The sequence below is a fragment of the Streptomyces doebereineriae genome (assembly GCF_031845645.1).
In the GTDB taxonomy this organism is placed as follows: Bacteria; Actinomycetota; Actinomycetes; order Streptomycetales; family Streptomycetaceae; genus Streptomyces; species Streptomyces canus.
This window is the reverse complement of the sequence record NZ_JAVREZ010000004.1, coordinates 86313-111968: the sequence shown is the minus strand read 5'-3', so window position 1 is coordinate 111968 and position 25656 is coordinate 86313. Positions and strand designations below refer to the sequence as shown.

Below are 25656 nucleotides of genomic sequence, written 5' to 3'. Positions count from 1 at the left end.
GAATCGTCACGGGTCGTTCATACACGGCGGCCAAAGGATCACACCTCTGCGCACTTCTCTCCGAAGGTCCCGGGCCTCATGCCACCCACCCTCGCCTCGCTCGTCCATCACTCCGCGCTCAAGCTGACCGTGCGCGCGGGCGAGGACCGGCTGGACGTCCCGGTCCGCTGGGCGCACGTCAGCGAGCTGGCCGATCCCGTTCCCTACATGGAGGGCGGGGAGCTGCTGCTGATCACCGCGCTGAAGCTGGACGCGGAGGATCCGGAGGCGATGCGGCGGTATGTGAAGCGGCTTGCCGGTGCGGGGGTGGTGGGGCTCGGGTTCGCCGTCGGGGTCAACTACGACGAGATCCCCGGGGCCCTCGTCGAGGCGGCCCGCGAGGAGGGGCTCCCGCTGCTCGAGGTGCCGCGCCGCACTCCTTTCCTCGCGATCAGCAAGGCCGTGTCCGCGGCGATCGCCGCCGACCAGTACCGGTCCGTCACCGCGGGCTTCGCCGCCCAGCGCGAACTGACCAAGCAGGCCCTGACCGGCGGCCCGGAGGGGCTGCTCGCCGCGCTCGCCTCCCAGGTGGACGGCTGGGCGGCGCTCTACGACGCCTCGGGCGCCGTCGTCGCCACCGCGCCGGAGTGGGCCGGCCGCCGGGCCGCGCGCCTCACCGCCGACGTGGAACGGCTGCGGGAACGGCCCGCGCCCGCCTCTTCCGTGGTCGGGGGGTCCGGCACTTCTGACAACGACGACCGTGTGGAGCTGCACTCCCTGGGCACCGGGCGACGACCGCGGTCCGCGCTGGCGGTGGGGACGGCCGCGGCGCTCGGTACGGCGGAGCGGTACGCGGTGCACTCGGCGATCGCGCTGCTGACGCTCACGACCGAGCGGTCCCGCTCCCTGCAGGCGGCCGAACAGCGGATCGGGGCGGCGGTGCTGCGGATGCTGCTCGCGGGCGAGCCGGAGCACGGGCGCACGGTCGCGGGCGATCTGTACGGCGGGCTCCTGGACGCGCCCTTCCGGCTGATCGTGGCGGAGACGGTCGCCGTGTCGTCCGTGCGGATCGCCGCCGACGCCCCCACCCGGGTCCCGTCCGCCGCCGGGCTCGCCGCGGCCGCCGACACGAACGGCGATCCGCTCGAGGCGCTCACCGAGGTCGTGGAGTCCGCTGCGGCCCGCTCCGGCGAGGCCGTGCTCGTGGTCCCCGAGCGGGAGCGGCTGGTGGTGCTGGCCGCGGACGGCGGGGCCGCCGTCACCGCGTGCGGCGAGTACGCGGTGGCGCTGGAAGCGGCGCGGACACGCGAACAGGCGAGCGCCGGGGACGAGGACGAACTGGTCGTCGGCGTGTCCGCCCCCGTGGGACCGATCGCCGCCGCGGCCGCCTACAAGCAGGCCGAACAGGCACTGTCGGTCGCCCGGCGACGGGGCCGGGTGTACGTCGAGCACGAGCAGCTGGCCTCCGGGTCGGTGCTGCCGCTGCTCGCCGACGACGCGGTACGGGCCTTCGCGGACGGGCTGCTGCGGCCCCTGTACGAGCACGACGCGACCGGCCGGGGCGACCTGGTCGCCTCGCTGCGGGCCTGGCTCTCCCGGCACGGCCAGTGGGACGCGGCGGCCGCGGACCTCGGCGTCCACCGGCACACGCTGCGGTACCGGATGCGGCGGGTCGAGGAGATCCTCGGCCGGTCGCTGGACGATCCCGATGTGCGGATGGAGCTGTGGCTGGCGTTGAAGGCGACGACGTCGGCGGAGTAGACACCGCCGGGAGCGCCGAACCGGAGTGTCCGAGTGCCCCACTGCTACACCCCGGACAAATTCGATACCGCCCTCGCGGCCCTACCGTGGAGTCATGACTTCCACCCACGCCTTCTGGCTCGCCGGCCGCCGGGTCACCGGCGAGGACACCTTCGACGTCACCTCCCCGTGGGACGGCCGGCTCGTGGGCAGGGTCGCCGTGCCGGACGACGAGCAGATCGAGGAGGCCGTGGCCGCCGCGTACGCCGTACGGGACGAGTTCGCCGCCACTCCCGCCCACGTCCGCGCCGCCGCCCTCGACCACGTCAGCCGCAGGCTCGTCGAACGCACCGAGGAGATCGCGCAGCTGATCTCCGCCGAGAACGGCAAGCCGATCAAGTGGGCCCGGGGGGAGGTCGGCCGTGCCGTCTCCGTGTTCCGGTTCGCCGCGGAGGAGGCCCGGCGGTTCAACGGCGGTGAGGCCCAGCGCCTCGACACCGACCTGGGCGGTCAGGGGCGCCTCGCGCTGACCCGGCGCTTCCCGAAGGGTGTCGTGCTCGGTATCGCGCCCTTCAACTTCCCGCTCAACCTCTGCGCCCACAAGATCGCCCCGGCGATCGCGGCCGGCGCCCCGATCATCCTGAAGCCGGCCCCCGCCACCCCGCTCTCCGGGCTGATCATCGGCGACCTCCTGGCCGAGACCGAGCTGCCCGCCGGTTCCTGGAGCATCCTGCCCGTCCCGAACGACCGGATGCCCGCCCTCGTCCAGGACGAGCGCCTGCCCGTGATCTCCTTCACCGGTTCCGAGAAGGTCGGTTACGCGATCATGGACTCGGTGCCGCGCAAACACTGCACCCTGGAGCTCGGCGGCAACGGCGCGGCGGTCGTTCTCGGCGACTACGCGAGCGACGAGGACCTCGACTGGGCCGCGACCCGCATCGCGACCTTCTCCAACTACCAGGGCGGCCAGTCCTGCATCTCGGTGCAGCGCGTGATCGCCGACGCGTCGGTGTACGACCGGCTGCTCCCACGGATCGTCGCCGCCGTCGAGGCCCAGGTCACCGGCGACCCGGGCGACGACAGGACCGACGTCGGCCCGTTGGTCAGCGAGGACGCGGCGGTACGCGTCGAGGCGTGGGTGAAGGAGGCCGTCGAGGCGGGCGCCACCCTGCTCACCGGGGGCGACCGCGACGGTGCCTCCTACGCGCCGACCGTTCTCGCCGACGTCCCGGCCGACACGACGATCTCCTGCGAGGAGGTCTTCGGTCCCGTCCTCACCGTGCAGAAGGCCGACGGCGAGGCCGCGGCGTTCGCCGCCGTCAACGCCTCCAAGTACGGGCTCCAGGCAGGCGTGTTCACCCACGACCTGCAGGCCGCCTTCCGTGCCCACCGCGCGCTGGAGGTCGGTGGCGTGGTCGTCGGCGACGTGCCCTCCTACCGCGCCGACCAGATGCCGTACGGCGGCGTCAAGCAGTCCGGTGTGGGCCGCGAGGGCGTGAAGTTCGCGATGGACGACTACACGTACGAGCGGGTGCTGGTGCTGACGGGGCTCGCCCTCTAGCCAAAGCTCTCTAGCTAATGGGAACCATTTCCATATAGGGTTCACGAAGAGGCCCGGCACCGATGCCTTCCGGTGCCGGGCCTCTTCTTGTCGTCAGCCGCTCCGGACCCTCAGCCGGAGAAGCCGACATGCGCGAGCCGCAGTGGGCCGCGCAGCCTGAGGTGCACGTCGTGCACGCCCTCGGCGACGATTCCGGCGCCGAGCGTGGTGTAGTCGTACGGTCCGGAGTCGGATTCCTCCACCTGCACTGCGGCGAGCACCGTGCCCCCGTCCAGCGACAGTTCGACCGCGCCCTCGCCGGAGACCGTCATGGTGACCTCGGAGACGCCGTCCCCGAAGTCGCAGTCCCGGTAGACGAGTTCGCCGGTACGGCCCTCGCCCGCCGTCACCGCGTCGCCCGCCGTCCTCGTCCGGTCGACGATCTCGACGCCGCTCTGCTCGTCGAAGTCCGCGCCCTCCAGGCCCCGTTGGAGCACGGGGCGCGGTGCGCCGGGCTCGCCGTCGAGCAGGACCGTCGTCCGCAGCCGGATGTCCTCGCTGGAGGCACCGGCCAGCAGCTCGTACGGGCCCGGCTCCAGGCGCGAGCGGCCCTGCGTCACGTCCCAGAACTCGAAGGAGCGCAAGGGGACTTCGAAGGACAGCTCCTCCCGGGCACCCGGGGAGAGCGTCACGCGCCGGTGCGCCACGAGTTCGCGGCGCGGGCGGGGGAGTGCCGGGTCCACCGCGCGGGTGTAGAGCTGGGCGACCTCGTCGGCGGTCACGTCACCGGTGTTCGTGATCGCGAACGAGACATGCAGCGTCCCTTCGGTCACACGGGAGGTGAGGTCGCCGTACGAGAAGGACGTGTACGACAGTCCGTGGCCGAACGGGAACAGGGGCGTGCCCTCGAAGTACAGGTACGTCTGGCGGCTGCCGATGACGTCGTAGTCGAGGAGCCCGGGGAGGTCGGCGTCGTTCTCGTACCAGGTCTGGGGGAGGCGGCCCGCGGGAGAGACGTCCCCGGCCAGGACGCGGGCCAGGGCGGTGCCGGCCGCCTGGCCGCCGTGGGCCGTCCAGAGCGCCGCGGCCAGGTCGGACGTGTCGACCGCGTAGGGGTAGGCCGAGACCAGGGCCAGGACCGTGCGGGGGTTGGCGGCGCGCGCCGCCCGCAGCAGGCGCTCCTGGTGGGCGGGGAGCCGCAGGGACGCCCGGTCCTCGGTCTCGCGGCCGTTGATGTGCGGATCGTTGCCCGCGACGACCAGGACCACGTCGGCCTCGGACGTGACGCGGGTCACTGCGTCCTCGCCGCATTCGGCGATGATCAGCTCGAAAGTTTCCGCGTTCTCGTCGGCAACCTTCACTCCGTCCGCGGCGACAGTGACGTGGCGGCCCGTGCCGATGTGCCTGAGGAGGTGACCGTTCGCGTGCGGTTCCAGGCGGAAGGTCTCCTGGACGACCCAGCCTCCCGGCTGGTCGGCGGAGGCGCGCAGGTAGCCGTCCTCGGCGACGGAGAGATAGCGGCCGTCGGGGGCGCGGAGCGTGAGGACGCCCTCGTCCCAGTCGATCAGCGCGAACTCGGTGCCGGTCGCATCGGTCGTCAGCGGGGGCAGGTCCGTGCGGCCCGCGAGCAGCGCCGGGTCCAGGGCGCCCTCGGCACCGCGCGCCTCGTCCTCACCCTCTTCGGAGGCCAGGACATGCAGAAACGTCCCGGCGGAGGTCTTCAGCCGGACCCGGTCCACACCCTCGGCGAACTCCACCCGCTCGGCGCCGAACCGTTCGTACAGCCCCTCCAGCGGGGTGGAGCGGTGAAGGAGCGTGCCGCTGTACCAGTCGAGCTTGCACTCGTCGGCGAGCAGGCCGACCACGGCGAGCCGGGTGCCGGGGGCGAGCGGGAGCACGCCGTCGTTCCTGAGCAGCACGATCGCCTGCTCGGCGGCCTCCTGGGCGAGCGCGCGGTGTGCCGGGGTGTCGAAGTCCTTGACGTCGGCGTGCGGGTCGTAGTGCGGGTCGAACTCACCGAGCCGGAAGCGGATCGCGAGCTGCCGGCGGACCGCGGTGTCGATGTCGGCCTCGGTCAGCAGGCCCTGCTCGTAGGCCTTCCGGATCCGCCCGACCATCTGCGAGCTGTCCGTGCCGTGGTCGGTGAAGCTGTCGACGCCGGCCCGCAGGGAGGCCGCGGTGGCCTCCTCGTGGGTGTCGAAGTAGTGCTCGTGGTCGACCAGGTTGGAGGGCGCGCCCGCGTCCGAGCAGACCAGCAGCTCCTCGTCGGTCCAGGCGCGCAAGTGCTCGCGCAGATACGGCGATACGTGGTTGGGGCGGCCGTTGACCAGGTTGTACGCCGGCATCACCCCGGCCACCGCGCCCGCCTCGACCGTCTCGCGGAAGGCGCGCAGGTCGTACTCGTGCAGCACGCGCGGACGCACCGAGCTCGACGAAGTGGCCCGGTCCGTCTCGTTGTTGTGGGCGAGCCAGTGCTTGAGCACCGGGGCGGTGCGCCAGTACGTGGGGTGGTCGCCGCGCAGTCCGTGGGTGTAGGCGGTGGCGATGGCCGAGGTGAGCTTCGGGTCCTCCGAGTAGCCCTCCTCGTTGCGGCCCCACAGCGGGTGCCGGAGCAGATTGACAGTCGGTGCCCAGATGTTGAGGCCGACCCTGTCGTCGCGGGCGCGCATCGCCCGGACCTCCTTGGACACCGCCTCGCCGATCCGGCGCACGAGATCGGTGTTCCAGGTCGCGCCGAGGCCCACCGCCTGCGGGAACACCGTCGCAGGTCCCATCCACGCGACGCCGTGCAGCGCCTCCTGGCCGGTGCGGAACGCGGGAATGCCGAGCCGTTCGACGGCCGGGGCGAACTGGTGCAGGAATCCGGTCTTCTCGTCGAGGGTCAGCCGCGACAGCAGATCGTCGATGCGCTTCGCGAACGGCAGGTGCGGATCGCGAAACGGTGGTGTGTGCGGCGGGTGTGCGGTCACGTGGGGATCCCCTTGCGATGGATCGGTTCGATGCTTTCGAAGCGCTTCGATGCTCATTCGACACCGGGGCGGGTGTCAAGAGATCCACACCGTCACTTCAAGCGGTGCATAAGAAAAGGTCACCCCTTATGCCACGGAGGAATCTTGGGATCGACCCTTGTGCACCCCTGGGTGTTCACTTAACCTCACAGCAACATCGAAGCGCTTCGACTACGGATTCCGTCGCACGGTCGAAGCATCGCTTCAGCTCAGCCAGTTCCACTCAAGACACCGCAGCCGACGGCTCCACCGCCGGGTGTCCTGGTGCGCCATGAAGGGTTGACGCAATGACGCCGAACGCCGCTTCCGCCTCCTCCGGGCCGAGCCGGAGAAGCTTCCTCGCCTCCACCGCGGTCGCCACCGCAGCGGTGGCGGGCGGGATGCCGCTGCTTGCCGCCTGTGGCGGCTCGGACAGCGGCGAGCGCGAAGGGACCACGTCGGGCAAGGCCGCGGACAAGCTGCTGCCGGCATTCGTCGCCAGCACGGTCGCGAACCCGGACCTGCCGTCCAAGAACGGCTCGGCCGCCGGCTACACCGGCAAGGTCGACCTCGCCGCCCTCAAGACCTCGGTCCCGGAGAAGCTCGGCACCGGCGCCCCCATCAAGATCATGTCCCCGTTCTGGGGCTCCCCGCCGAAGGCCGGCTGCGCCTACTACACGGCACTCGACGCCGCCGCGGGCACCAAGATCACCTGGCAGAACCAGGACGGCAACACCTACGGCCAGAAGCTCGGCGCCGTCCTCGCCTCCAGCTCCATACCCGACATGGTGGTCGTGCCGAGCTGGGAACTGGTCGGCAAGATCTCGAACGCCGTCACCGCGAAGTTCATGGACCTCGGTCCCTACCTGGCGGGCGACAAGGTCAAGAAGTACCCGAACCTGGCCGCGATCCCCTCCGACGCCTGGCGCATGGGCATCTTCGGCGGCGCGCTGCGCGGCATCCCGATGCCCGCCGCCACCGCGAACTGGATCGCGCCCCTGTACCGCAAGGACATCTTCGACAAGAAGGGCTACTCGGTACCCAAGTCGGCCGACGAGTTCATGAGCTGGGCCAAGGAGGCCACCAGTTCCAAGGCCAAGGTGTGGGCCTGCGGTGACATGACCTGGTCGGCGTGGAGCTTCTTCGGCGTCCGCGGTTCCGGGCCGATCGGCTGGGACGTCGGGTCCGACGGCAAGCTGACGTACCGCATCGAGCAGCCCGAGTACCTGGAAGCGCTGGAGTGGGTCCGCAAGCTGTACGACGCGGGTGTGGTCCACCCCGACGACAAGGCGCGCTCGGGCGACCCGGGTCAGCGGTTCACCGCCGGGCAGACCCTGGTCTGGTGCACCAACATCGCCGACTGGTACGGGAAGGTCTCCGAACAGGCCCAGTCCAACCCGGACCTCGTGATCGACGCCATGGACCTCTTCGGTGCGAACGGCGGCAACCCCAAGCTGTACGCCTCGTCGCCGGCCACCATCTGGTCGCTGATCCGCAAGGGCGCCTCGAAGACGACGATCGAGAACGCGCTGGCCGCCGCCGACTTCTCGGCCGCTCCCTACGGCACCAAGGAGCGGATGCTCGTCGACTACGGCGTCGAGGGCACCCACTACACGGTCAAGGACGGCGTCCCGCTCAAGAACGACCTCGGCAACTCCGAGGTGCTCAACGCCTGGGTCATGCTGGCCGCACCGGCCGCCTACTACGCCCACCCCGACTTCCCCGAGGTCGCCCGCAAGCAGGTCGAGTGGCAGCAGCGGATGGGGGCGTTCATGAAGAAGACGTCCACCTTCGGCATGAACATCGTCGAGCCGACCCGCTACGCCAACCTCTCCAGCCAGTTCGAGCAGTACGAGATCGACTACGTGCGCGGCAACAAGAAGCTGTCCGACGTCCAGCAGGCCATCTCCACGTGGAAGTCCTCCGGCGGCGACAAGCTGCGCGACTGGTACAAGCAGCTCATCGACAAGAACGGCAGCGCCAACTGATGTCTCTCACGGCCGGGAGCAGGCCCGACGGGACTCGTCCTCCCGCGGCCGTCGAGGAACCGACGGCCGCGGTCGGCGCAGCGGTGGCGAAGGTGCGAGTGCCGCGCAAGGCGAGCAAGGCCGGCAAGGTCCCCTTCCGGGTCCGGCTGCGCCGCGACCGCGCGCTCATCCTGATGACGCTGCCCGTCATCCTCCTGCTCCTGCTCTTCAACTACGTCCCGCTGCTGGGCAACGTCGTCGCCTTCCAGGACTACGACCCCTATGTCTCGAGCAACGGCATCACGGCGATCTTCCACAGCCCGTGGGTCGGGGTGGAGCAGTTCTCGCGGATGGTCGACGACCCGCTGTTCTGGGACGCCACGCAGAACACGCTCGTGCTGTTCGCGCTCCAGTTGGTGCTGTTCTTCCCGATCCCCATCGCCCTCGCGCTGCTCATCAACAGCGTGATCCGGCCCCGGGTGCGGGCCGTGGCGCAGGCGATCATGTACCTGCCGCACTTCTTCTCGTGGGTCCTCGTCGTCACCGTCTTCCAGCAGATCTTCGGCGGCGCGGGCATCATCGCCCAGACCCTGGAGGACCACGGCTGGAGCGGCTTCGACCTGATGACCAACGCGGACCTCTTCAAGTACCTGGTCACCGCGCAGGCCGTGTGGAAGGACGCCGGCTGGGGGATCATCGTCTTCCTCGCCGCGCTGGCCGCGGTCAGCACCGACCTGTACGAGGCCGCCGCGATGGACGGCGCCGGGCGCTGGCGGCGCATGTGGCACGTCACGCTGCCCGCACTGCGCCCGGTGATCGCGCTGCTGCTGGTGCTGCGGGTCGGCGACGCGCTCAGCGTCGGCTTCGAGCAGTTCCTCCTCCAGCGGGACGCGGTCGGCGCGGGGGCCAGCGAGGTCCTCGACACCTATGTGTGGAACATGGGTATCCAGAACGGCGACTTCAGCTACGCGGCCGCGGTCGGCCTCGTCAAGGGAGTCATAGGAATCTGCCTCGTGCTGGGTGCGAACAAGTTCGCGCACCTGCTCGGCGAGCAGGGGGTGTACCAGAAGTGAGCCTCAACACGCAGCTCGTCCGCAGTCTCAAGGCTCCCGCCCGCCCGGTGTGGGAGGAGCCGCCCAGCAAGGCCGGCATCACCGCGAAGAGCGGCTTCCTCGCGCTCTGCTGCCTGGGGGTGCTCGCCCCGCTGTGGATCGTGATCGTCACCAGCCTGTCCCCGAAACCGGTGATCGACCGGGTCGGTGGCCTGGTCGTGATTCCCCAGGGCATCACCTTCGTCAACTACACCGAACTGCTCAGCGGCGGCCAGGTCAGCCGGGCCATCATGGTCTCGGTCGGGGTCACGCTCACCGGCACGGTGTTCTCCATGGCGGTGTCGGTGCTGGCGGCCTACGGTCTGTCGCGGCCGGGGAGTCTGGGCCACCGGCTCTTCCTGGTCATCATGATGGCGACGATGTTCTTCGGCGCCGGGCTCATCCCGACCTACCTGCTGGTGCAGTCGCTGGGACTCACCGACACCTATCTGTCGCTGATCCTGCCGAGCGCGGTCAGCGTCTTCAACATCCTCGTGCTGCGCGCCTTCTTCATGGGCATCTCGCCCGAGCTCACCGAGTCCGCGCGCATCGACGGGGCCGGTGACCTGCGGATCCTGCTGACGATCATCATGCCGCTGTCGCGGGCCGTGCTGGCCGTGATCTCGCTGTTCTACGCGGTCGGGTACTGGAGTGCCTGGTTCAACGCGTCCATCTATCTCAGCGATCAGGACATGATGCCGTTGCAGAACGTGCTCATTCAGCTGGTCCAGAAGAACACGGCGAACCCCACGGGGCTTCAGCAGGCGGTGCGTACGGGGCAGTTGTCGGCGCTGGGGTTGCAGATGGCGGTCATGGTGCTGGCGTTGATTCCTGTCGCGGTTGCGTCTCCGTTCGTCCAGCGGCATTTCAAGAAGGGCATGTTGACGGGTGCGGTGAAGGGCTGACCGTTCGCCATCCCGGAGGGGTGGTTTTGTCGGACGGCGACTGCGGGTGTGTTGTGGCTGGGCGCGCAGTTCCCCGCGCCCCTGAGTGGGCTTACTTCCCCTTAGTTCAGAGCGAGGTTTGTCATGCTTACGTCCAGGCTGAGCCGGCGTGCTGTTCTGGCCGGGACCGCGGCTGCCGCCGCGCTCACCACCATTCCTTCCCTGCAAGGGCGTGCGGAAGCCGCCTCGGTCACCCCGACCTACCGCTGGCGCACCGCCGTCATCGGTGGCACCGGGTTCGTCACCGGTGTGCTCTTCCATCCCTCCGTGCGGGGGCTCGCCTACGCCCGTACCGACATCGGCGGGGCCTATCGCTGGGACGACCGGAGCGCGCGCTGGATTCCGCTCAACGACGATCTCGGCTGGGACGACTGGAACCTCCTCGGGGTCGAGGCGATCGCCGTCGACCCCGCTCACCCGAACCGGGTGTATCTGTCCCTCGGCACCTACGCCCAGCCCTGGGCCGGAAACGGGGCGGTCCTGCGGTCCGAGGACCGGGGTGCCACCTGGGCCCGTACCGATCTCACCGTGAAGCTCGGGGGGAACGAGGACGGGCGGGGGGCCGGGGAGCGGCTGCTCGTCGATCCTCGGGACAGTGACACGCTGTGGCTGGGGACCAGACACGACGGGCTGCTCAAGTCCACGGACCGGGGCGCGTCCTGGAAGGCCGTGAGCTTCCCGGCCACCCCGAGCGCCACCGGCCAGGGCATCACCCTCCTCGTCGCCGCGGGCCGTAGCGTCTACGCCGGCTGGGGTGACTCTGACGGCACTGCCGCCAACCTGTACCGCACCGCCGACGGCACCACCTGGGAAGCCGTCCCCGCGCAGCCCTCCGGTGCCGCCGCCAAGGTGCCGATCAGGGCCGCCTACGACTGCCACACCCGCGAGCTGTACGTCACCTACGCCAACGCGCCCGGCCCCAACGGGCAGTCCGACGGCAGTGTGCACAAGCTGGCCACGGCGAGCGGGAAGTGGACCGACGTCACGCCGGTGAAGCCCGGTGGGACCACGAGCGACGGCTCCTCCGACTCCTTCGGGTACGGCGGAGTCGCTGTCGACGCCCGCCGGCCCGGCACGGTCGTCGTCTCCACCAACAACCGCTGGGCGGCCGTCGACACCCTGTACCGGAGCACGAACGGCGGCCGCACCTGGACCTCCCTCAAGGAGTCCGCGGTCCTCGACGTGTCCGAGACCCCGTTCCTCACCTTCGGGGCCGACGCGGCCAAGTTCGGCTGGTGGATCCAGGCCCTCGCCGTCGATCCGTACGACTCGAAGCACATCGTCTACGGCACCGGCGCCACCCTCTACGGCACCCGGGACCTGAAGCACTGGGCCCCGCAGATCCGCGGCCTGGAGGAGACCTCCGTACGCCTGCTGATCTCGCCCCCGACCGGGGAGGCGCACCTGCTCAGCGGTCTCGGGGACGTCGGAGTGATGTACCACGAGCGGCTCACGGCATCTCCGTCGCGGGGCATGGCGGCCAACCCCGTGTTCGGATCGGCGACGGGACTCGCCCAGGCCGCGGCCAAGCCCTCGTACGTCGTCCGCACGGGCTTCGGCGACCACGGCAACGGCGCCTTCTCGAACGACGGCGGCAAGTCCTGGGCGCCCTTCGCGACCCAGCCCGCCCTCGCCAAGGACGCGCCGGGGCCGATCGCCACCAACAGCGACGGCAGTGTGCTGCTGTGGACCTTCGTGCACTGGGACGGCACCAAGTACCCCGCCCAGCGCTCCACGGACAACGGAGCGAGCTGGTCCGAGGTCTCCACCTACCCCAAGGGCGCCACCCCGCTCGCCGACCCGGCCGACCCGACGCGCTTCTACGCGTACGACACCGACACCGGCACCCTGTTCGCCAGCACGGACAGCGGCCTCACCTTCACCGGACGCGCGAGCGGACTGCCCTCCGGCGACAGCCAGTTCCAGCTGGCCGCGGCCCCCGGGCGCACCGGCGACCTGTGGCTCAGCACCAAGACGAACGGCCTCCACCGGTCCACCGACGGCGGAGCGACCTTCACCAAGCTCACCAGCTGCTGGGCCTCGCACACCCTCGCCTTCGGCAAGGCGGCCAAGGGCGCCGACTACCCGGCGATCTACCAAGTCGGCGCCACGGAGGCGATCACCGGCGTGTACCGCTCCGACGACGGCGCGAAGACCTGGGTGCGCGTCAACGACGACCGGCACCAGTGGGGCTGGATCGGCGCGACCATCGCCGCCGACCCGCGCCTGTACGGCCGCGTCTACATCGCCACCAACGGCCGGGGCATCCAGTACGGGGAGCCCGTCTGATGGCCGTGGAAAAGAGGCCGCACCTGGGCGACGCCACCCGCGGCCGCATCCTCTACGGCGGCGACTACAACCCCGAGCAGTGGCCCGAGGAGACCTGGCCGGAGGACGTCCGGCTGATGAGGGCCGCCGGCGTCAACTCCGTCACCCTCGGGGTCTTCTCCTGGGCGAAGCTCGAACCCCGCCCGGGAGAGCGGGACTTCGGCTGGCTGGACCGGCTGATGGACCTCATGCACGACAACGGCATCGGAGTCGTCCTCGCCACCCCCACCTCCTCGCCACCGCCGTGGATGGGCCACCTGCACCCCGACACCCTGCCCGTCACCGAGGACGGCCGCACCGAGTACTGGGGCGGACGCCAGCACTTCTCGCACTCCAGCGCCACCTACCGCCGTTACGCCGCAGCCATCACCGAGGACCTCGCCGCCCGCTACGGCGGCCACCCGGCCCTCACGATGTGGCACATCAACAACGAGTACTGCACCTACGACTGGAGCGACGAGGCCGCCGCCCGCTTCCGGACCTGGCTGCAGGACCGGTACGGCTCCCTCGACGCCCTCAACTCCGCCTGGGGGACCGCCTTCTGGAGCCAGGGCTACGGCGACTGGGCGGAGGTCCACACGCCTCGCAACGCCCACTACATGAAGAATCCCAGCCAGGTACTGGACTTCAAGCGGTTCACCTCCGACATGCTCCTCGAGTGCTACCTCGCCGAGCGGGACATCGTCCGCCTGGCGACTCCGCACACCCCGGTGACCAGCAACTTCATGCCGCTGTGGGTGGGCCAGGACGCCTGGCGCTGGGCCGAGGAGGAGGACGTCGTCTCCGTCGACCTCTATCCCGACCCCCGTGATCCGCTCGGGGCCCAACAGGGCGCTCTCGTCCAGGACATGACCCGCTCACAGGCCCGTGGGCCGTGGATGCTGATGGAACAGGCCGCCGGACCGGTCAACTGGCGGGGCGTGAACCACCCCAAACCCCATGGCCTGAACCGCCTTTGGTCCCTGCAGGCCGTCGCCCGCGGTGCGGACGCCGTCTGCTACTTCCAGTGGCGCCAGTCCCGGCAGGGCGCGGAGAAGTTCCACTCCGGAATGGTCAGCCACGCGGGAGAGGAGGGCCGCACTTATCAGGAGATCAAGCGGCTCGGAGCCGAACTCGCCGCGATCTCTGGACAGGTGACGGGACGTCACACCGCCCATGACGTCGCCGTCCTGCACGACTGGCATGCCTGGTGGGCCGGTGCCCAGGACGGCCGCCTCTCCAATCAGGTCGACTACCCCGACGTCCTCAAGGCCTGGCACCGCGCGCTCTGGGAAGCCCACCTCACCACCGACTTCGCCCACCCCGAACACGACCTCACCGCCTACAAGGTGGTCGTCGTCCCCCAGCTGTACGCCCTCACCGACGCGGCGATCGACAACCTCCTCGCCTACGTCCGCCAGGGCGGCACCCTCGTCTCCGGATTCCTCACCGGTGTCGCCGACGAGGACGACCGGGTGCGCCCCGGCGGCATGGACACCCGGCTGCGCGAACTGTTCGGCATCCGCACCCTGCACGAGTGGTGGCCGCTGGACGCGGGGGAGTACGCGGACTGCGACACCTTCCGCGGCACCCTGTGGTCGGAGGAGATCGACAAGACCGAGGACGCCGCAGCAGAGGCCTCGTACAAGGGCGGTGAGCTCGACGGGCTGCCCGCCGTGCTGCGCAGGGGCCGCGCCTGGTACCTCTCGACGCTGCCCGAGCCGGGCGCCCTGCGCGAGCTCCTCGCCGGGATCGCCACGGGTGCGGGCGCGCGACCGGTGCTCGACGGACTGCCCGACCAGGTGGAGGCCGTCCGCCGCGGTGACCTGCTCTTCCTGCTCCACCACGGCCGCGAGCCGGTGACGGTCCCGGTGCCGGGCACCCACCACGACCTGCTGACCGGAACGGCCGTCACGGACCGGCTCACCCTGGACCGCTACGGCGTGGCGGTACTGCGCACATGAACCTCGTCCACGGCACCTGGGAACCCGAACCGGCGGCGCGCTGGGAGGACGGCTTCCTCAGCGGCAACGGCCACCACGGCGCTCTCCCCTTCGGCGAACCGAACGACGAGCGGGTCCTCGTCACCCACCACACCCTCGTCCGCCCCAACGGCGCCGAACATGCCCGCCCGCCCCGCCTCGCCGCCGAACTCCCCGCGCTCCAGGACCGGTTGCTCGCCGGAGACCTCCACGCGGCCGAGAGCTTCACCGACCGGCGCGAGCTCCAGTGGGTACAGCCCTTCCACCCGGCCTTCGCGATCCGGCTGCGGCGGACCGCCCCCGCCGAAGGCTCCGGCTACCGCCGCTGCGTCGACTTCACCACCGGCGTCGCGCAGACGGAGTACGACGGCCGCCTCAGCCGCGTCTTCGTCTCCCGGGCCGACGACGTCATCGTCCACCAGACCACCACCCCCGACCTGGACATCTCCCTCGACCACCGGCTCCCGAACGCCCCGCACGGCCTAGCCGTCGGCCACGGCGCCGTACTCACCCCCGAGGGCGCCCTTCTCACCCTGCGCGCCCGCTACCCCGGCAGCGACCGCGCCTACACCGGCGTGACCCTCGTCGTGGTCACGGGCGGCCGTACGACACTCACGCCCCCCGGCCTCCGCATCACCGGCGCGGACTCCGTCCTCCTGCTGACCCGCGTCCTGCGGCACACCGACGAGCCGGACGCGCTCGCCGAGGCCCGCGCCCTGGGCGAGCTGCTGACCGACCGGCAGGATCCCTACGACGGCCTCCTGGCCCGTCACACCGAGTCCCACCGCCCCGCCTACGAACGCGTCACCCTCGACCTCGCCGCCGACCCCGCCGAACGCGCCCTGCCGGGCTCGGAGTTGCTCGAGCGGCCCGACAGCCCCGCCCTCCTGGAACGCCTCTTCGCCGCCGGCCGCTACCACCTGCTCTCCTCCAGCGGCCTCTTCCCGCCCCGCCTCACCGGACTGTGGACCGGCGACTGGGACACGGCGTGGTCGGGAGCGTTCACCAACGACGCCAACGTCAACCTCCAGACCGCGTCGGCCGCGTGCGCGGCACTGCCCGAAGTCACCGAAGCCCTCGCGTCTCTGATTCACCGTCAGTTGACCGACTGGCAGGAAAACGCCCGCGAGATCTTCGGCACCCGGGGTGCCGTGGCCCCGCCGCACTCCGACGGCGAGTCCGGGCTGACCTATCACTTCAGCCGCGAGTACCCGCTGCATCTGTGGACCGCGGGCGCCGACTGGCTGCTCAAGCCCCTCGTCGACCACGACGAGACCCGTGGCGAACAGGACCCGCGCACCGCCCGTGCGCTCGCCGAAGTCGCCCTGTTCTACGAGGACTTCCTCACCCGCACCGACGCCGACGGCCATCTCGTCGTCGTCCCCTCCTACTCGCCGGAGAACCGCCCGGCGAACGCCAGTTGGGGCGCGATCAACGCGGCCATGGACCTCTCGGCCGCCCGGCACGCCCTGCTCGCGGCCGCCGCCTACCACCCGGAGAAGGCGGACGCCTGGCGGGCCCTCGCCGACCGGCTCCCACCGCACCGGATCAACGCCGACGGAGCCCTCGCCGAATGGGCCTGGCCCGGCCTCGACGACACCTACGACCACCGCCACCTCAGCCACCTCTACGGCGTCTGGCCGCTCGACGAGATCACCCCCTACGACACCCCCGACCTCGCCCGGGCCGCCCACCGCGCCCTCGAACTGCGCGGCTCCGAGAACGACTCGGCCCACGGCCACCTCCACCACGCCCTCGTCGCGGCCCGGCTGCGCGACGGCGAACGGGTCGCGCACGCCCTCGGCCAGGTCCTCAAGGGCGACTTCTTCCACGCCTCGCTGATGAGCGCGCACTACCCGAACCGGCACGTCTACAACGCGGACGCCGCCCACACCCTGCCCGCCGTCCTCGTCGAGATGCTCGTGCAGTCGACACCGGACCGGCTGGTGCTGCTCCCGGCGGTCCCGACCACCTGCCCCCGAGGTGAACTACGGGGCATCCGCACCAGGTTCGGGGCCACACTCGACCTCACCTGGAACCCCACCGAAGCGACCGCGGTGCTGCGCCCCACCCGCACCCACCGCGTCGAACTCCGGACTTCCTCCGGCACCGAGCCGCTCGACCTCATCGCCGGAGAAGACCACGTCCTTCGTCTGGAGGCGTGGTAACCACCCCCGCATTTCCCCCCACCCATGGAAAGGGACACCATGGCAAGCACTCTTCGTAAGATCACCATGGCGGTGCTGGCCCCGGCGATGGCCATCGGCGCCACCGTCGGACTCGCCTCGGCCCCCGCGTCAGCCGCCGTCTGGAGCTCCTGCGACCAGTGGGGCAACACGAGCCTGAACGGCTACACGCTCTACAACAACATCTGGGGCTCCGGCGCCGGCAGCCAGTGCATCTGGGCCAACTCCGGCACCAACTGGGGCGTCAACGCCAACCACCCCAACACCGGCGGCATCAAGTCCTACCCCAACTCCAAGAAGGTGATCAACAAGTCGATCACCTCGCTGGGCTCGCTCTCCAGCAGCTACAACGTCAGCGTCCCGTCGTCCGGCGCGTACAACACGTCGTACGACATCTGGGACACGGACTACGACTACGAGATCATGCTCTGGGTCAACAAGACCGGAGCCGTCGGTCCGCTCGGCACCTCGCAGGGCAACGTGACGCTCGGCGGCCACACCTGGACCGTCTACAAGGGCACCAACGGCGCGAACGAGGTCTTCTCCTTCGTCCGCACCTCCAACTCCAGCTCCGGCACGGTCAACATCCTCCCGATCCTGAAGTGGATCAAGGACACCAAGGGCTGGTTCGGCAACGAGACCATCGGCGACGTGCAGTTCGGCTTCGAGATCACCAGCTCGAACGGTGGCCTCGACTTCGCCGCCAACAACCTGACCGTAAGCAGCAGTTGACCTGATCGTGGGGCAGGGTCGGGTTTGATGGGGGCATGCGTACCACCACCCCCCTCCGACGTGCCCTGATCACCGTGACCGTGACCGCGACCGCGGCCGTCGTTCTCACCGCGACGGGTTCCGCGGTCGCGGTTCCCGTCTCCGGGACGGCCGCGGCACCCCACGCCACCGCCCCCTCCCTCTCCGCCCTGCATCCCGTCGTCGAACTCGCCGCCGAACGCCTGGCCACCGCCGACCTGGTCGCCGCCGCCAAATGGGGCACCGACAGCCCCATCGACGACCCCGCCCGCGAACAGCAGGTCCTCGACAACGTCGCCGCCCAGGCCCAGCAGCTCGGCGCCGACCCGGACGAGGTCCGAGTGATCTTCCGCGACCAGATCGAGGCGAACAAGATCGTCCAACGCGGCCTGTTCCAGCGGTGGACCGACCACCCCGACGAGGCGCCGACGACCAAGCCGGACCTGAGCGTCGTACGGCAGGAGATCAACCGGGTGACCAGCGCACTGGTCGAGGCCCTCGCCACCACCGCCGACGACCGCAGCGCGGTCGCCTGCCGTCCCGAACTCCTCCTCGCCGCCCTCCAGGTCCACCACGAGGACCACCTCGACGCCCTGCACACCCGGGCCCTGGCCCGTGCCCTGCGCTCGGTCTGCGGAAGCTGACCCCCACACGACGAAGCGGCCGGCCCACCCCCGTGGGACCGGCCGCTTCCCTGGAGCTACTCCACCACCGGAAGCCGCGCCCCGTCCCGCAGGAACAGCGGGATCCGGTCCAGCGGAGCGTCGACGGTCACCGTCCTGCCGCCCTCGTACGTCTCACCGGTCCACGCGTCCGTCCAGGTCGCGCCCGCCGGGAGATAGGTCGTACGGGCCGTCGCGCCCGCCGTGAGAACCGGGGCGACCAGGAGGTCCGCGCCGAAGAGGTAGGCGTCGTCGACCGTCCACGTCGCCTGGTCGTCCGGGAATTCCAGGAACAGCGGGCGCATCGGCGTCAGGCCCTCCTCGTGGGCCTCACGCATGACCTTCAGGACGTACGGCTTCAGCCGCTCGCGCAGTCGCAGGTACTTCTCCATGATCGCGCCGGCCTCCTCGCCGTACGACCACACCTCGTTGGGGCCGCCGGTCATCTCCGGTCCCAGCGGCATGCCCGGGTCGCGGAAGCCGTGCAGACGCATGAGCGGGGACAGCGTGCCGAACTGGAACCAGCGGACCATGACCTCGCGGTACGCCGGGTCGTCCGGGTCGCCGCCGTGGAAGCCGCCGATGTCCGTGTTCCACCACGGGATGCCGGACATCGCCGTGTTGAGCCCCGCGGCGATCTGCTCGCGCAGGGTCGGGAAGTCGGTGCCGATGTCCCCGGACCACAGGGCGGCGCCGTAGCGCTGACTGCCCGCCCAGGCCGAGCGGTTGAGGGTGATGACCTCCTCACCGGCGGCTGTCAGGCCCTCGTGGAAGGTGCGGGAGTTCTCGGCCGGGTACATGTTGCCGACCTCGAGGCCGGGCCCCGCCCAGTAGCGCAGGTTCTCCTGGAAGCCGGGCTTGAGCTCCGGCTCGCAGGCGTCCAGCCAGAAGGCCGTGATGCCGTACGGGGCGAGGTAGTTGTCGCGGACCTTCGACCACATGAACTCCCGGGCCTCCGGGTTCGTGGCGTCGTAGAAGGCGACCTGGACGGTGGAGGCGACTCCCTTGTCGGGCCAGTCGGCGTGTGCCATCGGGCCGTACTGGGTGCCGATGAAGTAGCCGCGCTGCTCCATGACCGGGTGGTTCTCGCTGAGCGGCGACACCGACGGCCAGACGCTCACCACCAACTTGATCCCCAGCTCCTCCAGTTCACGGACCATCGCCGCCGGGTCGGGCCACTCGGCCGGGTCGAACTTCCACTCGCCGAGGTGCGTCCAGTGGAAGAAGTCGCAGACGATCGCGGAGATGGGAAGCCCGCGCCGCTTGTACTCCCGTGCCACGGACAGGAGTTCGTCCTGGGTGCGGTAGCGCAGCTTGCACTGCCAGAAGCCCGCCGCCCACTCCGGCAGCATCGGCGTCCGGCCGGTCACCCCGCTGTAGCGGCGCTGACCGTCGGCCGGGGTGCCCGCGGTGATCCAGTAGTCGATCTGGCGGGCCGAGTCGGCCACCCAGCGCGTGCCGTTGCGGGCGAGTTCCACGCGGCCGATCGCCGGGTTGTTCCAGAGGAGGGTGTAGCCGCGGCTGGAGGCGAGAACCGGGATGCCCACCTCGGCGTTGCGCTGGATCAGGTCGAGGACCAGGCCCTTCTGATCCAGCTTGCCGTGCTGGTGCTGGCCGAGGCCGTACAGCTTCTCGTCGTCGTAGGCGGCGAATCGCTGCTCGAGACGGTGGTGGCCGTTGCCGACCGCGGTGTACAGACGCGAGCCGGGCCACCAGAAGTGGGCGCGGGCCTCAGCGAGGAGCTCGGCGGAGTCCGCGGTGCGCAGAAAGCGGAGCTGCCCCTCGGCGTCGACGTGGACGGTCAGCGCGCCCACCGTCAACTGGCCCTCCGCGTCACCGATCTTGACGGTGCTCTCGGTGGCCGGCGGCTCGTCGAGCAGGGCGCCCGGCAGCCCTTCGAGGATCGGCCCGCCGAGCCGGGCACGCACCCGGACCGCGTCCGGACCCCAGGGCTCGACACGGACGGTCTCCTGGCGCCCGCTCCACTCCAGCGCGCCGTCCCGCTCCCGGAACGTGCCGACGGTGGGGGACGACTGCGCGAGAGTGACCTTGGGCTGGTTTTCGGCAGGCTGATTCACGAGGAGTGCTCCTGAAGGAATGCAGACAGGGGCGTCCCGCACAGGCACGGGATGCGTGGTGTGTGAGGTCTGGTGGGTGAGGTGTCAGGACGCCGAAGGCGCCGGGCCCGTGCTCGACCGGACCGTCAACTCCGGTTCGATCAGGACGACTTCGTCCTCACCGCGGCCCTCCAGCTTGGCGACCAGCCGCTCCAGGGCGTGCCGGCCCATCTCCTGGGCGGGAATGGCGACCGACGTCAGCCGCACCGAGGCCTGGACGGCGACCTGTTCGGGGCAGATCGCGACCACCGAGACGTCCTCGGGAATGGCCCGGCCCTGCTGGCGCAACAGCGCGAGCAGCGGCTCGACCGCCTGCTCGTTCTGCACGACGAAGCCCGTGGTGGACGGACGCTCGTCGAGGACGCGGGCGAGCGTCACGGCCATCGCGTCGTACCCGCCGTCGCACGGCCGGTGCAGCAGTCGTACGCCCAACTCCTGGGCCCGCGACCGGAGTCCGTCCAGAGTGCGCTCGGCGAAACCGGTGTGCCGTTCGTAGACGGCGGGGGCCTCGCCGATGACAGCGATGTCGCGGTGACCGAGCTTCGCGAGGTGCTCGACGCACAGGGCGCCGGTGGCCCGGAAGTCGAGGTCGACGCAGGTGAGCCCGGACGTGTCGGCGGGGAGGCCGATGAGCACGGAGGGCTGGTCGGTGCCGCGCAGGAACGGCAGCCGCTCGTCGTCGAGTTCGACGTCCATCAGGATCATCGCGTCGGCGAGCCCGCTGCCGGTGACGCGTCGTACGGCGTCGGGACCCTCCTCGCCGGTGAGCAGCAGGACGTCGTACCCGTGCGTCCGTGCGGTGGTGGCCACCGCGATGGCGATCTCCATCATCACCGGCACGTACATGTCGGTGCGGAGCGGGATCATCAGCGCGATGATGTTCGACCTGCTGCTGGCGAGTGCGCGGGCGCCGGCGTTCGGGTGGTAGCCGAGCTCGCGGATGCTCTCCTCGACGCGCTGCCGGGTGGTCGTCGAGATGGACCGCTTGCCACTGAGGACATAGCTCACCGTGCTCGCCGAGACTCCGGCGTGCTGGGCGACCTCGGCGAGGGTGACCATCCAGCTCTCCAAGCTTTGTGAAGCGCTTCGACAGTGCGCAGTGCGAACAGGGGCGGGTGAGGGTGGTTCGACAGTAGCTCCCCCGGGAGTGGGTGTCCATAGGTTGTCGAAGCGCTTCGACAGGGACTCGTGCGCGAGCGGCGCGAGGAGAAGGGCCCGCCATCGCGGAACCCGCTCCGGCCTGCCCGTTCACGGCCTCGACGGGGTACGGCTTCCTGCCTACCACGACCGGCCGCGGGGGACCATGGAGCGGGGCCGCGAGAACCCGTCCCGTAGGGCCCGGTGAGAGCGGGATGGGCACGGTACACCTGGTGCGGGGTGCGGGGTGCGGGGTGCGGGGTGCGGGGTGCGCGGGGGGTGCTGCCGGGCGTCCCGACGCGCGACGGACCCCGGATCGTCCATGGCGGCACCACCCGCCCCGAGGACGCTGCGACCGTCGCCCCCTGCGCCTGCGGGGCTGTCCGGGCCCTCGGGGCCGCCCGGACTCCCGGCCCCTGCGCCTGCAGGGTCAAGGGCCCCTGAGGCCGTCGACAATGAGCCGGTCGACGTCCAGCTCCTCGCCGGTCCCCGCAGCCCGCACGTCCTGCGCGGCGGCCGCCTCCAGGCCCGCCCCGCCCGGCGGCAACCCGGAGGGGGACATCCAAGGTCGCCCTCGACCTCGAGGACTTCCCCCGGCCACTCGTCCGGCGGAAGCTGCCGAGGCAGAGACAACTACGTCTGCGGCACCCAGGTCTTCAAGGCACCAGCCGACTGGACACCAAGTCGTTTTCCGTCGACATCGGCCGAACGGCCGCACGAAGGGTGGTGGCCTCGCCCCGGATCGGGTACATACGATCGGGTAGCACCCGTCGGTAACCATACGGCCCCCAAGATCCCGATTCACGACGAGGTGAGCCTGATGTCCGCACCGTCCACCAAGCCCGTCGTCACCGAGCGCGAGGCCCGCGAGGTGGCGGAGGCCGCCCGGGAACAGGACTGGCGCAAGCCCAGCTTCGCCAAGGAACTGTTCCTCGGGCGTTTCCGGCTCGACCTCATCCACCCCCACCCGATGCCCCCCGAGGAGGACGCCCAGCGCGGCGAGGACTTCCTGGCCAAGCTCCGCGACTTCTGCGAGACCAAGGTGGACGGCGCCCTCATCGAACGCGAGGCCCGAATCCCCGACGGCGTCGTGGACGGGCTCAAGGAGCTCGGCGCCTTCGGCATGAAGATCGACACCAAGTACGGCGGCCTCGGCCTCACCCAGGTGTACTACAACAAAGCGCTGGCCCTCGTGGGCTCCGCGAGCCCCGCGATCGGCGTGCTGCTGTCGGCCCACCAGTCGATCGGCGTGCCCCAGCCGCTCAAGCTCTTCGGCACGCAGGAGCAGAAGGAGCGGTTCCTGCCCCGGTGCGCCCGCACCGACATCAGCGCCTTCCTCCTGACCGAACCGGACGTCGGCTCCGACCCGGCACGCCTCGCGACCAGCGCGGTACCCGACGGGGACGACTACATCCTCGACGGAGTGAAACTGTGGACCACCAACGGGGTGGTCGCCGACCTGCTCGTCGTGATGGCCCGCGTCCCCAGGTCCGAGGGCCACAAGGGCGGCATCACCGCCTTCGTCGTGGAGACCGACTCACCCGGCATCACCGTCGAGAACCGCAACGCCTTCATGGGCCTGCGCGGCATCGAGAACGGCGTCACCCGCTTCCACCAGGTCCGGGTGCCCGCGGCCAACCGCATCGGCCCCGAGGGCACGGGCCTGAAGATCGCCCTGACCACCCTGAACACCGGGCGTCTCTCGCTGCCCGCCTCCTGCGTGGCCGCCGGCAAGTGGTGTCTGAAGATCGCCCGTGAGTGGTCCGCGGCCCGCGAGCAGTGGGGCAAGCCGATCGCCCACCACGAGGCCGTCGGCTCCAAGATCTCCTTCATCGCGGCGACGACCTTCGCCCTGGAGGCCGTACTGGACCTCTCGAGTCAGATGGCCGACGAGAACCGCAACGACATCCGCATCGAGGGCGCCCTCGCCAAGCTCTACGCCTCCGAGATGGCCTGGCTCGTCGCCGACGAACTGGTCCAGATCCGCGGCGGCCGGGGCTTCGAGACCGCCGATTCCCTCAGGGCCCGCGGCGAGAAGGCGGTCCCCGCCGAACAGGTCCTGCGCGACCTGCGCATCAACCGTATCTTCGAGGGCTCCACGGAGATCATGCACCTGCTGATCGCCCGCGAGGCCGTCGACGCCCACCTCTCGGTCGCGGGCGACCTCATCGACCCGGAGAAGTCCCTCGGCGACAAGGCGAAGGCGGGCGCGAACGCGGGCGTCTTCTACGCCAAGTGGCTCCCGAAGCTGGTGGCGGGTCCTGGTCAACTTCCCACCTCCTACGCCGAGTTCAAGCGCGAAGTAGACCTCTCGGTACACCTGCGCTACGTCGAACGAACGGCCCGCAAACTCGCCCGCTCCACCTTCTACGCCATGTCCCGCTGGCAGGGCCGGATGGAGACCAAGCAGGGCTTCCTCGGCCGGATCGTCGACATCGGCGCCGAACTCTTCGCGATGAGCGCGGCCTGCGTACGCGCCGAACTCCTCTACACCACCGAACCCCACGGCCGCGAGGCCTACCAACTCGCCGACGCCTTCTGCCACCAGTCCCGCCTGCGCGTCGAGGAACTCTTCGGCCGCCTGTGGAACAACACCGACGACCAGGACCGCAAGGTCGTCAAGGGAGTCATGTCCGGCACCTACGGCTGGCTCGAGGACGGCATCGTCGACCCCTCGGGCGAGGGCGTCTGGATCGCCGACGCGACCCCCGGCCCGTCGGAGAAGGAGAACCTGCACCGGCCCATCCGGTGACAAGGCGGTCCCCCTCCCGCAACCCGAGAGGGGGACGCGCTGTCCTCACACACCGTCCTTACGGCCACAATGGAGGGATGAGCGACAGTCCAGCCCCCCGAGGGCACGGGCCGGAAGCCCCGTCTGCCCCGCGACGCCATGCACGCACTCTCGCCGCACCGGGCGCCGACCCAAGTACACCCAGTACGAGGGCCGACGCCCGGCACGGCGAGAGCACGCACCTGACGCCGCAGGGCCCGCCCTCCGGGCGGACGACGGGGCTTCCGGCCCGCGCCCTCGCCGACCCGCACCTGGTCTACGACCCCCTCCCGGGTGACGGTCCCAAGGACGTGGTGATCCTTGGCTCCACGGGCTCCATCGGGACCCAGGCCATCGACCTCGTGCTGCGCAACCCCGACCGGTTCCGGGTGACCGGGCTCTCCGCCAACGGCGGCCGGGTCGCGCTCCTCGCCGAGCAGGCGCACCGGCTGAAGGCGCGGACCGTCGCGGTCGCCCGCGAGGACGTCGTACCGCAGCTGCGCGAGGCACTCAGCGGTCTCTACGGCACGGGCGAGCCGCTCCCCGAGATCCTCGCCGGCCCGGACGCGGCCACACAGGTCGCCGCCTCCGACGCGCACACCGTCCTCAACGGCATCACCGGCTCCATCGGCCTCGCCCCGACCCTCGCCGCCCTGGAAGCGGGCCGCACCCTCGCGCTCGCCAACAAGGAGTCGCTCATCGTGGGCGGCCCGCTGGTGAAGGCCCTCGCCAAGCCCGGGCAGATCATCCCGGTCGACTCCGAGCACGCGGCCCTCTTCCAGGCCCTGGCCTCCGGGACGAGGGCCGACGTGCGCAAGCTCGTCGTCACCGCGTCCGGCGGCCCCTTCCGAGGCCGTACGAAAGCCGACCTCGCCCAGGTGACCGTCGAGGACGCCCTCGCCCACCCCACCTGGGCCATGGGCCCGGTCATCACGATCAACTCCGCGACCCTCGTCAACAAGGGGCTGGAGGTCATCGAGGCACACCTCCTCTACGACATTCCCTTCGACCGCATTGAGGTGGTCGTGCATCCCCAGTCGTATGTCCACTCGATGGTTGAGTTCACGGACGGATCCACGATCGCCCAGGCGACGCCCCCCGACATGCGCGGGCCGATCGCCATCGGCCTGGGCTGGCCCGAGCGCGTCCCCGACGCGGCGCCCGCATTCGACTGGAGCAAGGCGTCGACCTGGGAGTTCTTCCCGCTCGACAACGACGCGTTTCCTTCGGTCAACCTTGCGAGACACGTCGGACAGCTCGCGGGCACGGCCCCGGCGGTGTTCAATGCCGCCAACGAGGAGTGCGTCGAGGCCTTCCGGGCCGGCGCGCTGCCGTTCAACGGGATCATGGAGACCGTGACCCGGGTGGTGGACGAGCACGGCACCCCGCGCGGGGGAACCTCGCTCACCGTCGCGGACGTCCTCGAAGCGGAGACCTGGGCGCGGACCCGGGCCCGGGAACTGACGGCACAGACGGCGGAGGCCCGTGCATGACGAC

Annotated in this window: 16 protein-coding genes; 12 read left to right on the top strand and 4 right to left on the bottom strand. The window is 70.6% G+C overall.

What is annotated here, in order from left to right; genetic code table 11:
- The first annotated feature begins 78 nt into the window (after window positions 1-78).
- Complete coding sequence (locus RNB18_RS13415) at window positions 79-1740, top strand: PucR family transcriptional regulator (protein WP_311714347.1); 1662 nt, start codon at window positions 79-81, stop codon at window positions 1738-1740.
- A gap of 94 nt (window positions 1741-1834) precedes the next feature.
- On the top strand, window positions 1835-3280 hold the full coding sequence (locus tag RNB18_RS13410; protein ID WP_311714346.1) for an aldehyde dehydrogenase family protein: 1446 nt from the start codon (window positions 1835-1837) through the stop codon (window positions 3278-3280).
- A gap of 110 nt (window positions 3281-3390) precedes the next feature.
- Here RNB18_RS13410 and RNB18_RS13405 read toward each other — a convergent pair whose 3' ends face one another.
- Complete coding sequence (locus RNB18_RS13405; RefSeq protein ID WP_311714345.1) at window positions 3391-6228, bottom strand: glycoside hydrolase family 3 C-terminal domain-containing protein; 2838 nt, start codon at window positions 6226-6228, stop codon at window positions 3391-3393.
- Between the two features lie 326 nt (window positions 6229-6554).
- Between RNB18_RS13405 and RNB18_RS13400 the strand changes: the two genes are divergently transcribed.
- From RNB18_RS13400 to RNB18_RS13365, 8 genes are all read left to right on the top strand, one after another.
- Window positions 6555-8234 (top strand): extracellular solute-binding protein, encoded by a 1680-nt coding sequence (locus RNB18_RS13400; protein ID WP_311714344.1) that lies wholly within the window; start codon window positions 6555-6557, stop codon window positions 8232-8234.
- The gene (locus RNB18_RS13395) at window positions 8234-9286 is read left to right on the top strand and encodes an ABC transporter permease (protein WP_062045870.1); all 1053 of its coding nucleotides are present in this window, start codon (window positions 8234-8236) and stop codon (window positions 9284-9286) included. Before RNB18_RS13400 ends, RNB18_RS13395 begins: the two co-directional genes overlap by 1 nt.
- The gene (locus RNB18_RS13390) at window positions 9283-10209 is read left to right on the top strand and encodes a carbohydrate ABC transporter permease (protein WP_311714343.1); all 927 of its coding nucleotides are present in this window, start codon (window positions 9283-9285) and stop codon (window positions 10207-10209) included. Before RNB18_RS13395 ends, RNB18_RS13390 begins: the two co-directional genes overlap by 4 nt.
- 123 nt (window positions 10210-10332) lie before the next feature.
- Complete coding sequence (locus tag RNB18_RS13385; RefSeq protein WP_311714342.1) at window positions 10333-12537, top strand: WD40/YVTN/BNR-like repeat-containing protein; 2205 nt, start codon at window positions 10333-10335, stop codon at window positions 12535-12537.
- Window positions 12537-14519 (top strand): beta-galactosidase, encoded by a 1983-nt coding sequence (locus RNB18_RS13380; RefSeq protein WP_311714341.1) that lies wholly within the window; start codon window positions 12537-12539, stop codon window positions 14517-14519. The genes RNB18_RS13385 and RNB18_RS13380 overlap by 1 nt, the downstream gene beginning before the upstream one ends.
- Window positions 14516-16705, top strand: coding sequence for a glycosyl hydrolase family 95 catalytic domain-containing protein (locus RNB18_RS13375; RefSeq protein ID WP_311714340.1), 2190 nt, complete (start codon window positions 14516-14518; stop codon window positions 16703-16705). The genes RNB18_RS13380 and RNB18_RS13375 overlap by 4 nt, the downstream gene beginning before the upstream one ends.
- A 39-nt stretch (window positions 16706-16744) precedes the next feature.
- Complete coding sequence (locus RNB18_RS13370) at window positions 16745-17455, top strand: glycoside hydrolase family 12 protein (RefSeq protein WP_311714339.1); 711 nt, start codon at window positions 16745-16747, stop codon at window positions 17453-17455.
- A 35-nt stretch (window positions 17456-17490) separates the two neighbouring features.
- Window positions 17491-18117 carry a chorismate mutase gene (locus tag RNB18_RS13365; RefSeq protein ID WP_311714338.1) on the top strand — a complete coding sequence of 209 codons (627 nt, stop codon included), beginning with the start codon at window positions 17491-17493 and terminating at the stop codon, window positions 18115-18117.
- Between the two features lie 56 nt (window positions 18118-18173).
- Here RNB18_RS13365 and RNB18_RS13360 read toward each other — a convergent pair whose 3' ends face one another.
- The 3 genes from RNB18_RS13360 to RNB18_RS13350 all read right to left on the bottom strand — a co-directional run bounded on the left by RNB18_RS13360 (window position 18174) and on the right by RNB18_RS13350 (window position 21951).
- Entirely contained in the window at window positions 18174-20213 is a 2040-nt protein-coding gene (locus RNB18_RS13360; protein WP_311714337.1) for a glycoside hydrolase family 31 protein, read from the bottom strand.
- 84 nt (window positions 20214-20297) lie between these two features.
- Complete coding sequence (locus tag RNB18_RS13355) at window positions 20298-21311, bottom strand: LacI family DNA-binding transcriptional regulator (RefSeq protein ID WP_311714336.1); 1014 nt, start codon at window positions 21309-21311, stop codon at window positions 20298-20300.
- Between the two features lie 508 nt (window positions 21312-21819).
- Window positions 21820-21951: a hypothetical protein gene (locus tag RNB18_RS13350; RefSeq protein ID WP_311714335.1), complete on the bottom strand. Its 132-nt coding sequence runs from the start codon at window positions 21949-21951 to the stop codon at window positions 21820-21822.
- Between the two features lie 258 nt (window positions 21952-22209).
- On the opposite strand from RNB18_RS13350, the gene RNB18_RS13345 reads away from it, so the two are divergent.
- Complete coding sequence (locus RNB18_RS13345; RefSeq protein ID WP_311714334.1) at window positions 22210-24141, top strand: acyl-CoA dehydrogenase family protein; 1932 nt, start codon at window positions 22210-22212, stop codon at window positions 24139-24141.
- A 77-nt stretch (window positions 24142-24218) separates the two neighbouring features.
- Window positions 24219-25652: a 1-deoxy-D-xylulose-5-phosphate reductoisomerase gene (gene dxr, locus RNB18_RS13340; RefSeq protein WP_311714333.1), complete on the top strand. Its 1434-nt coding sequence runs from the start codon at window positions 24219-24221 to the stop codon at window positions 25650-25652.
- The last annotated feature ends 4 nt before the right edge of the window (window positions 25653-25656 follow it).

Coding starts and splice junctions, on each gene's coding strand:
- RNB18_RS13395 (WP_062045870.1), top strand. CDS start 8,234: ATGTCTCTCACGGCCGGGAGCAGGCCCGACGGGACTCGTCCTCCCGCG.
- RNB18_RS13385 (WP_311714342.1), top strand. CDS start 10,333: ATGCTTACGTCCAGGCTGAGCCGGCGTGCTGTTCTGGCCGGGACCGCG.
- RNB18_RS13400 (WP_311714344.1), top strand. CDS start 6,555: ATGACGCCGAACGCCGCTTCCGCCTCCTCCGGGCCGAGCCGGAGAAGC.
- RNB18_RS13365 (WP_311714338.1), top strand. CDS start 17,491: ATGCGTACCACCACCCCCCTCCGACGTGCCCTGATCACCGTGACCGTG.
- dxr (WP_311714333.1), top strand. CDS start 24,219: ATGAGCGACAGTCCAGCCCCCCGAGGGCACGGGCCGGAAGCCCCGTCT.
- RNB18_RS13355 (WP_311714336.1), bottom strand. CDS start 21,311: ATGGTCACCCTCGCCGAGGTCGCCCAGCACGCCGGAGTCTCGGCGAGC.
- RNB18_RS13350 (WP_311714335.1), bottom strand. CDS start 21,951: ATGTCCCCCTCCGGGTTGCCGCCGGGCGGGGCGGGCCTGGAGGCGGCC.
- RNB18_RS13375 (WP_311714340.1), top strand. CDS start 14,516: ATGAACCTCGTCCACGGCACCTGGGAACCCGAACCGGCGGCGCGCTGG.
- RNB18_RS13345 (WP_311714334.1), top strand. CDS start 22,210: ATGTCCGCACCGTCCACCAAGCCCGTCGTCACCGAGCGCGAGGCCCGC.
- RNB18_RS13380 (WP_311714341.1), top strand. CDS start 12,537: ATGGCCGTGGAAAAGAGGCCGCACCTGGGCGACGCCACCCGCGGCCGC.
- RNB18_RS13410 (WP_311714346.1), top strand. CDS start 1,835: ATGACTTCCACCCACGCCTTCTGGCTCGCCGGCCGCCGGGTCACCGGC.
- RNB18_RS13370 (WP_311714339.1), top strand. CDS start 16,745: ATGGCAAGCACTCTTCGTAAGATCACCATGGCGGTGCTGGCCCCGGCG.
- RNB18_RS13415 (WP_311714347.1), top strand. CDS start 79: ATGCCACCCACCCTCGCCTCGCTCGTCCATCACTCCGCGCTCAAGCTG.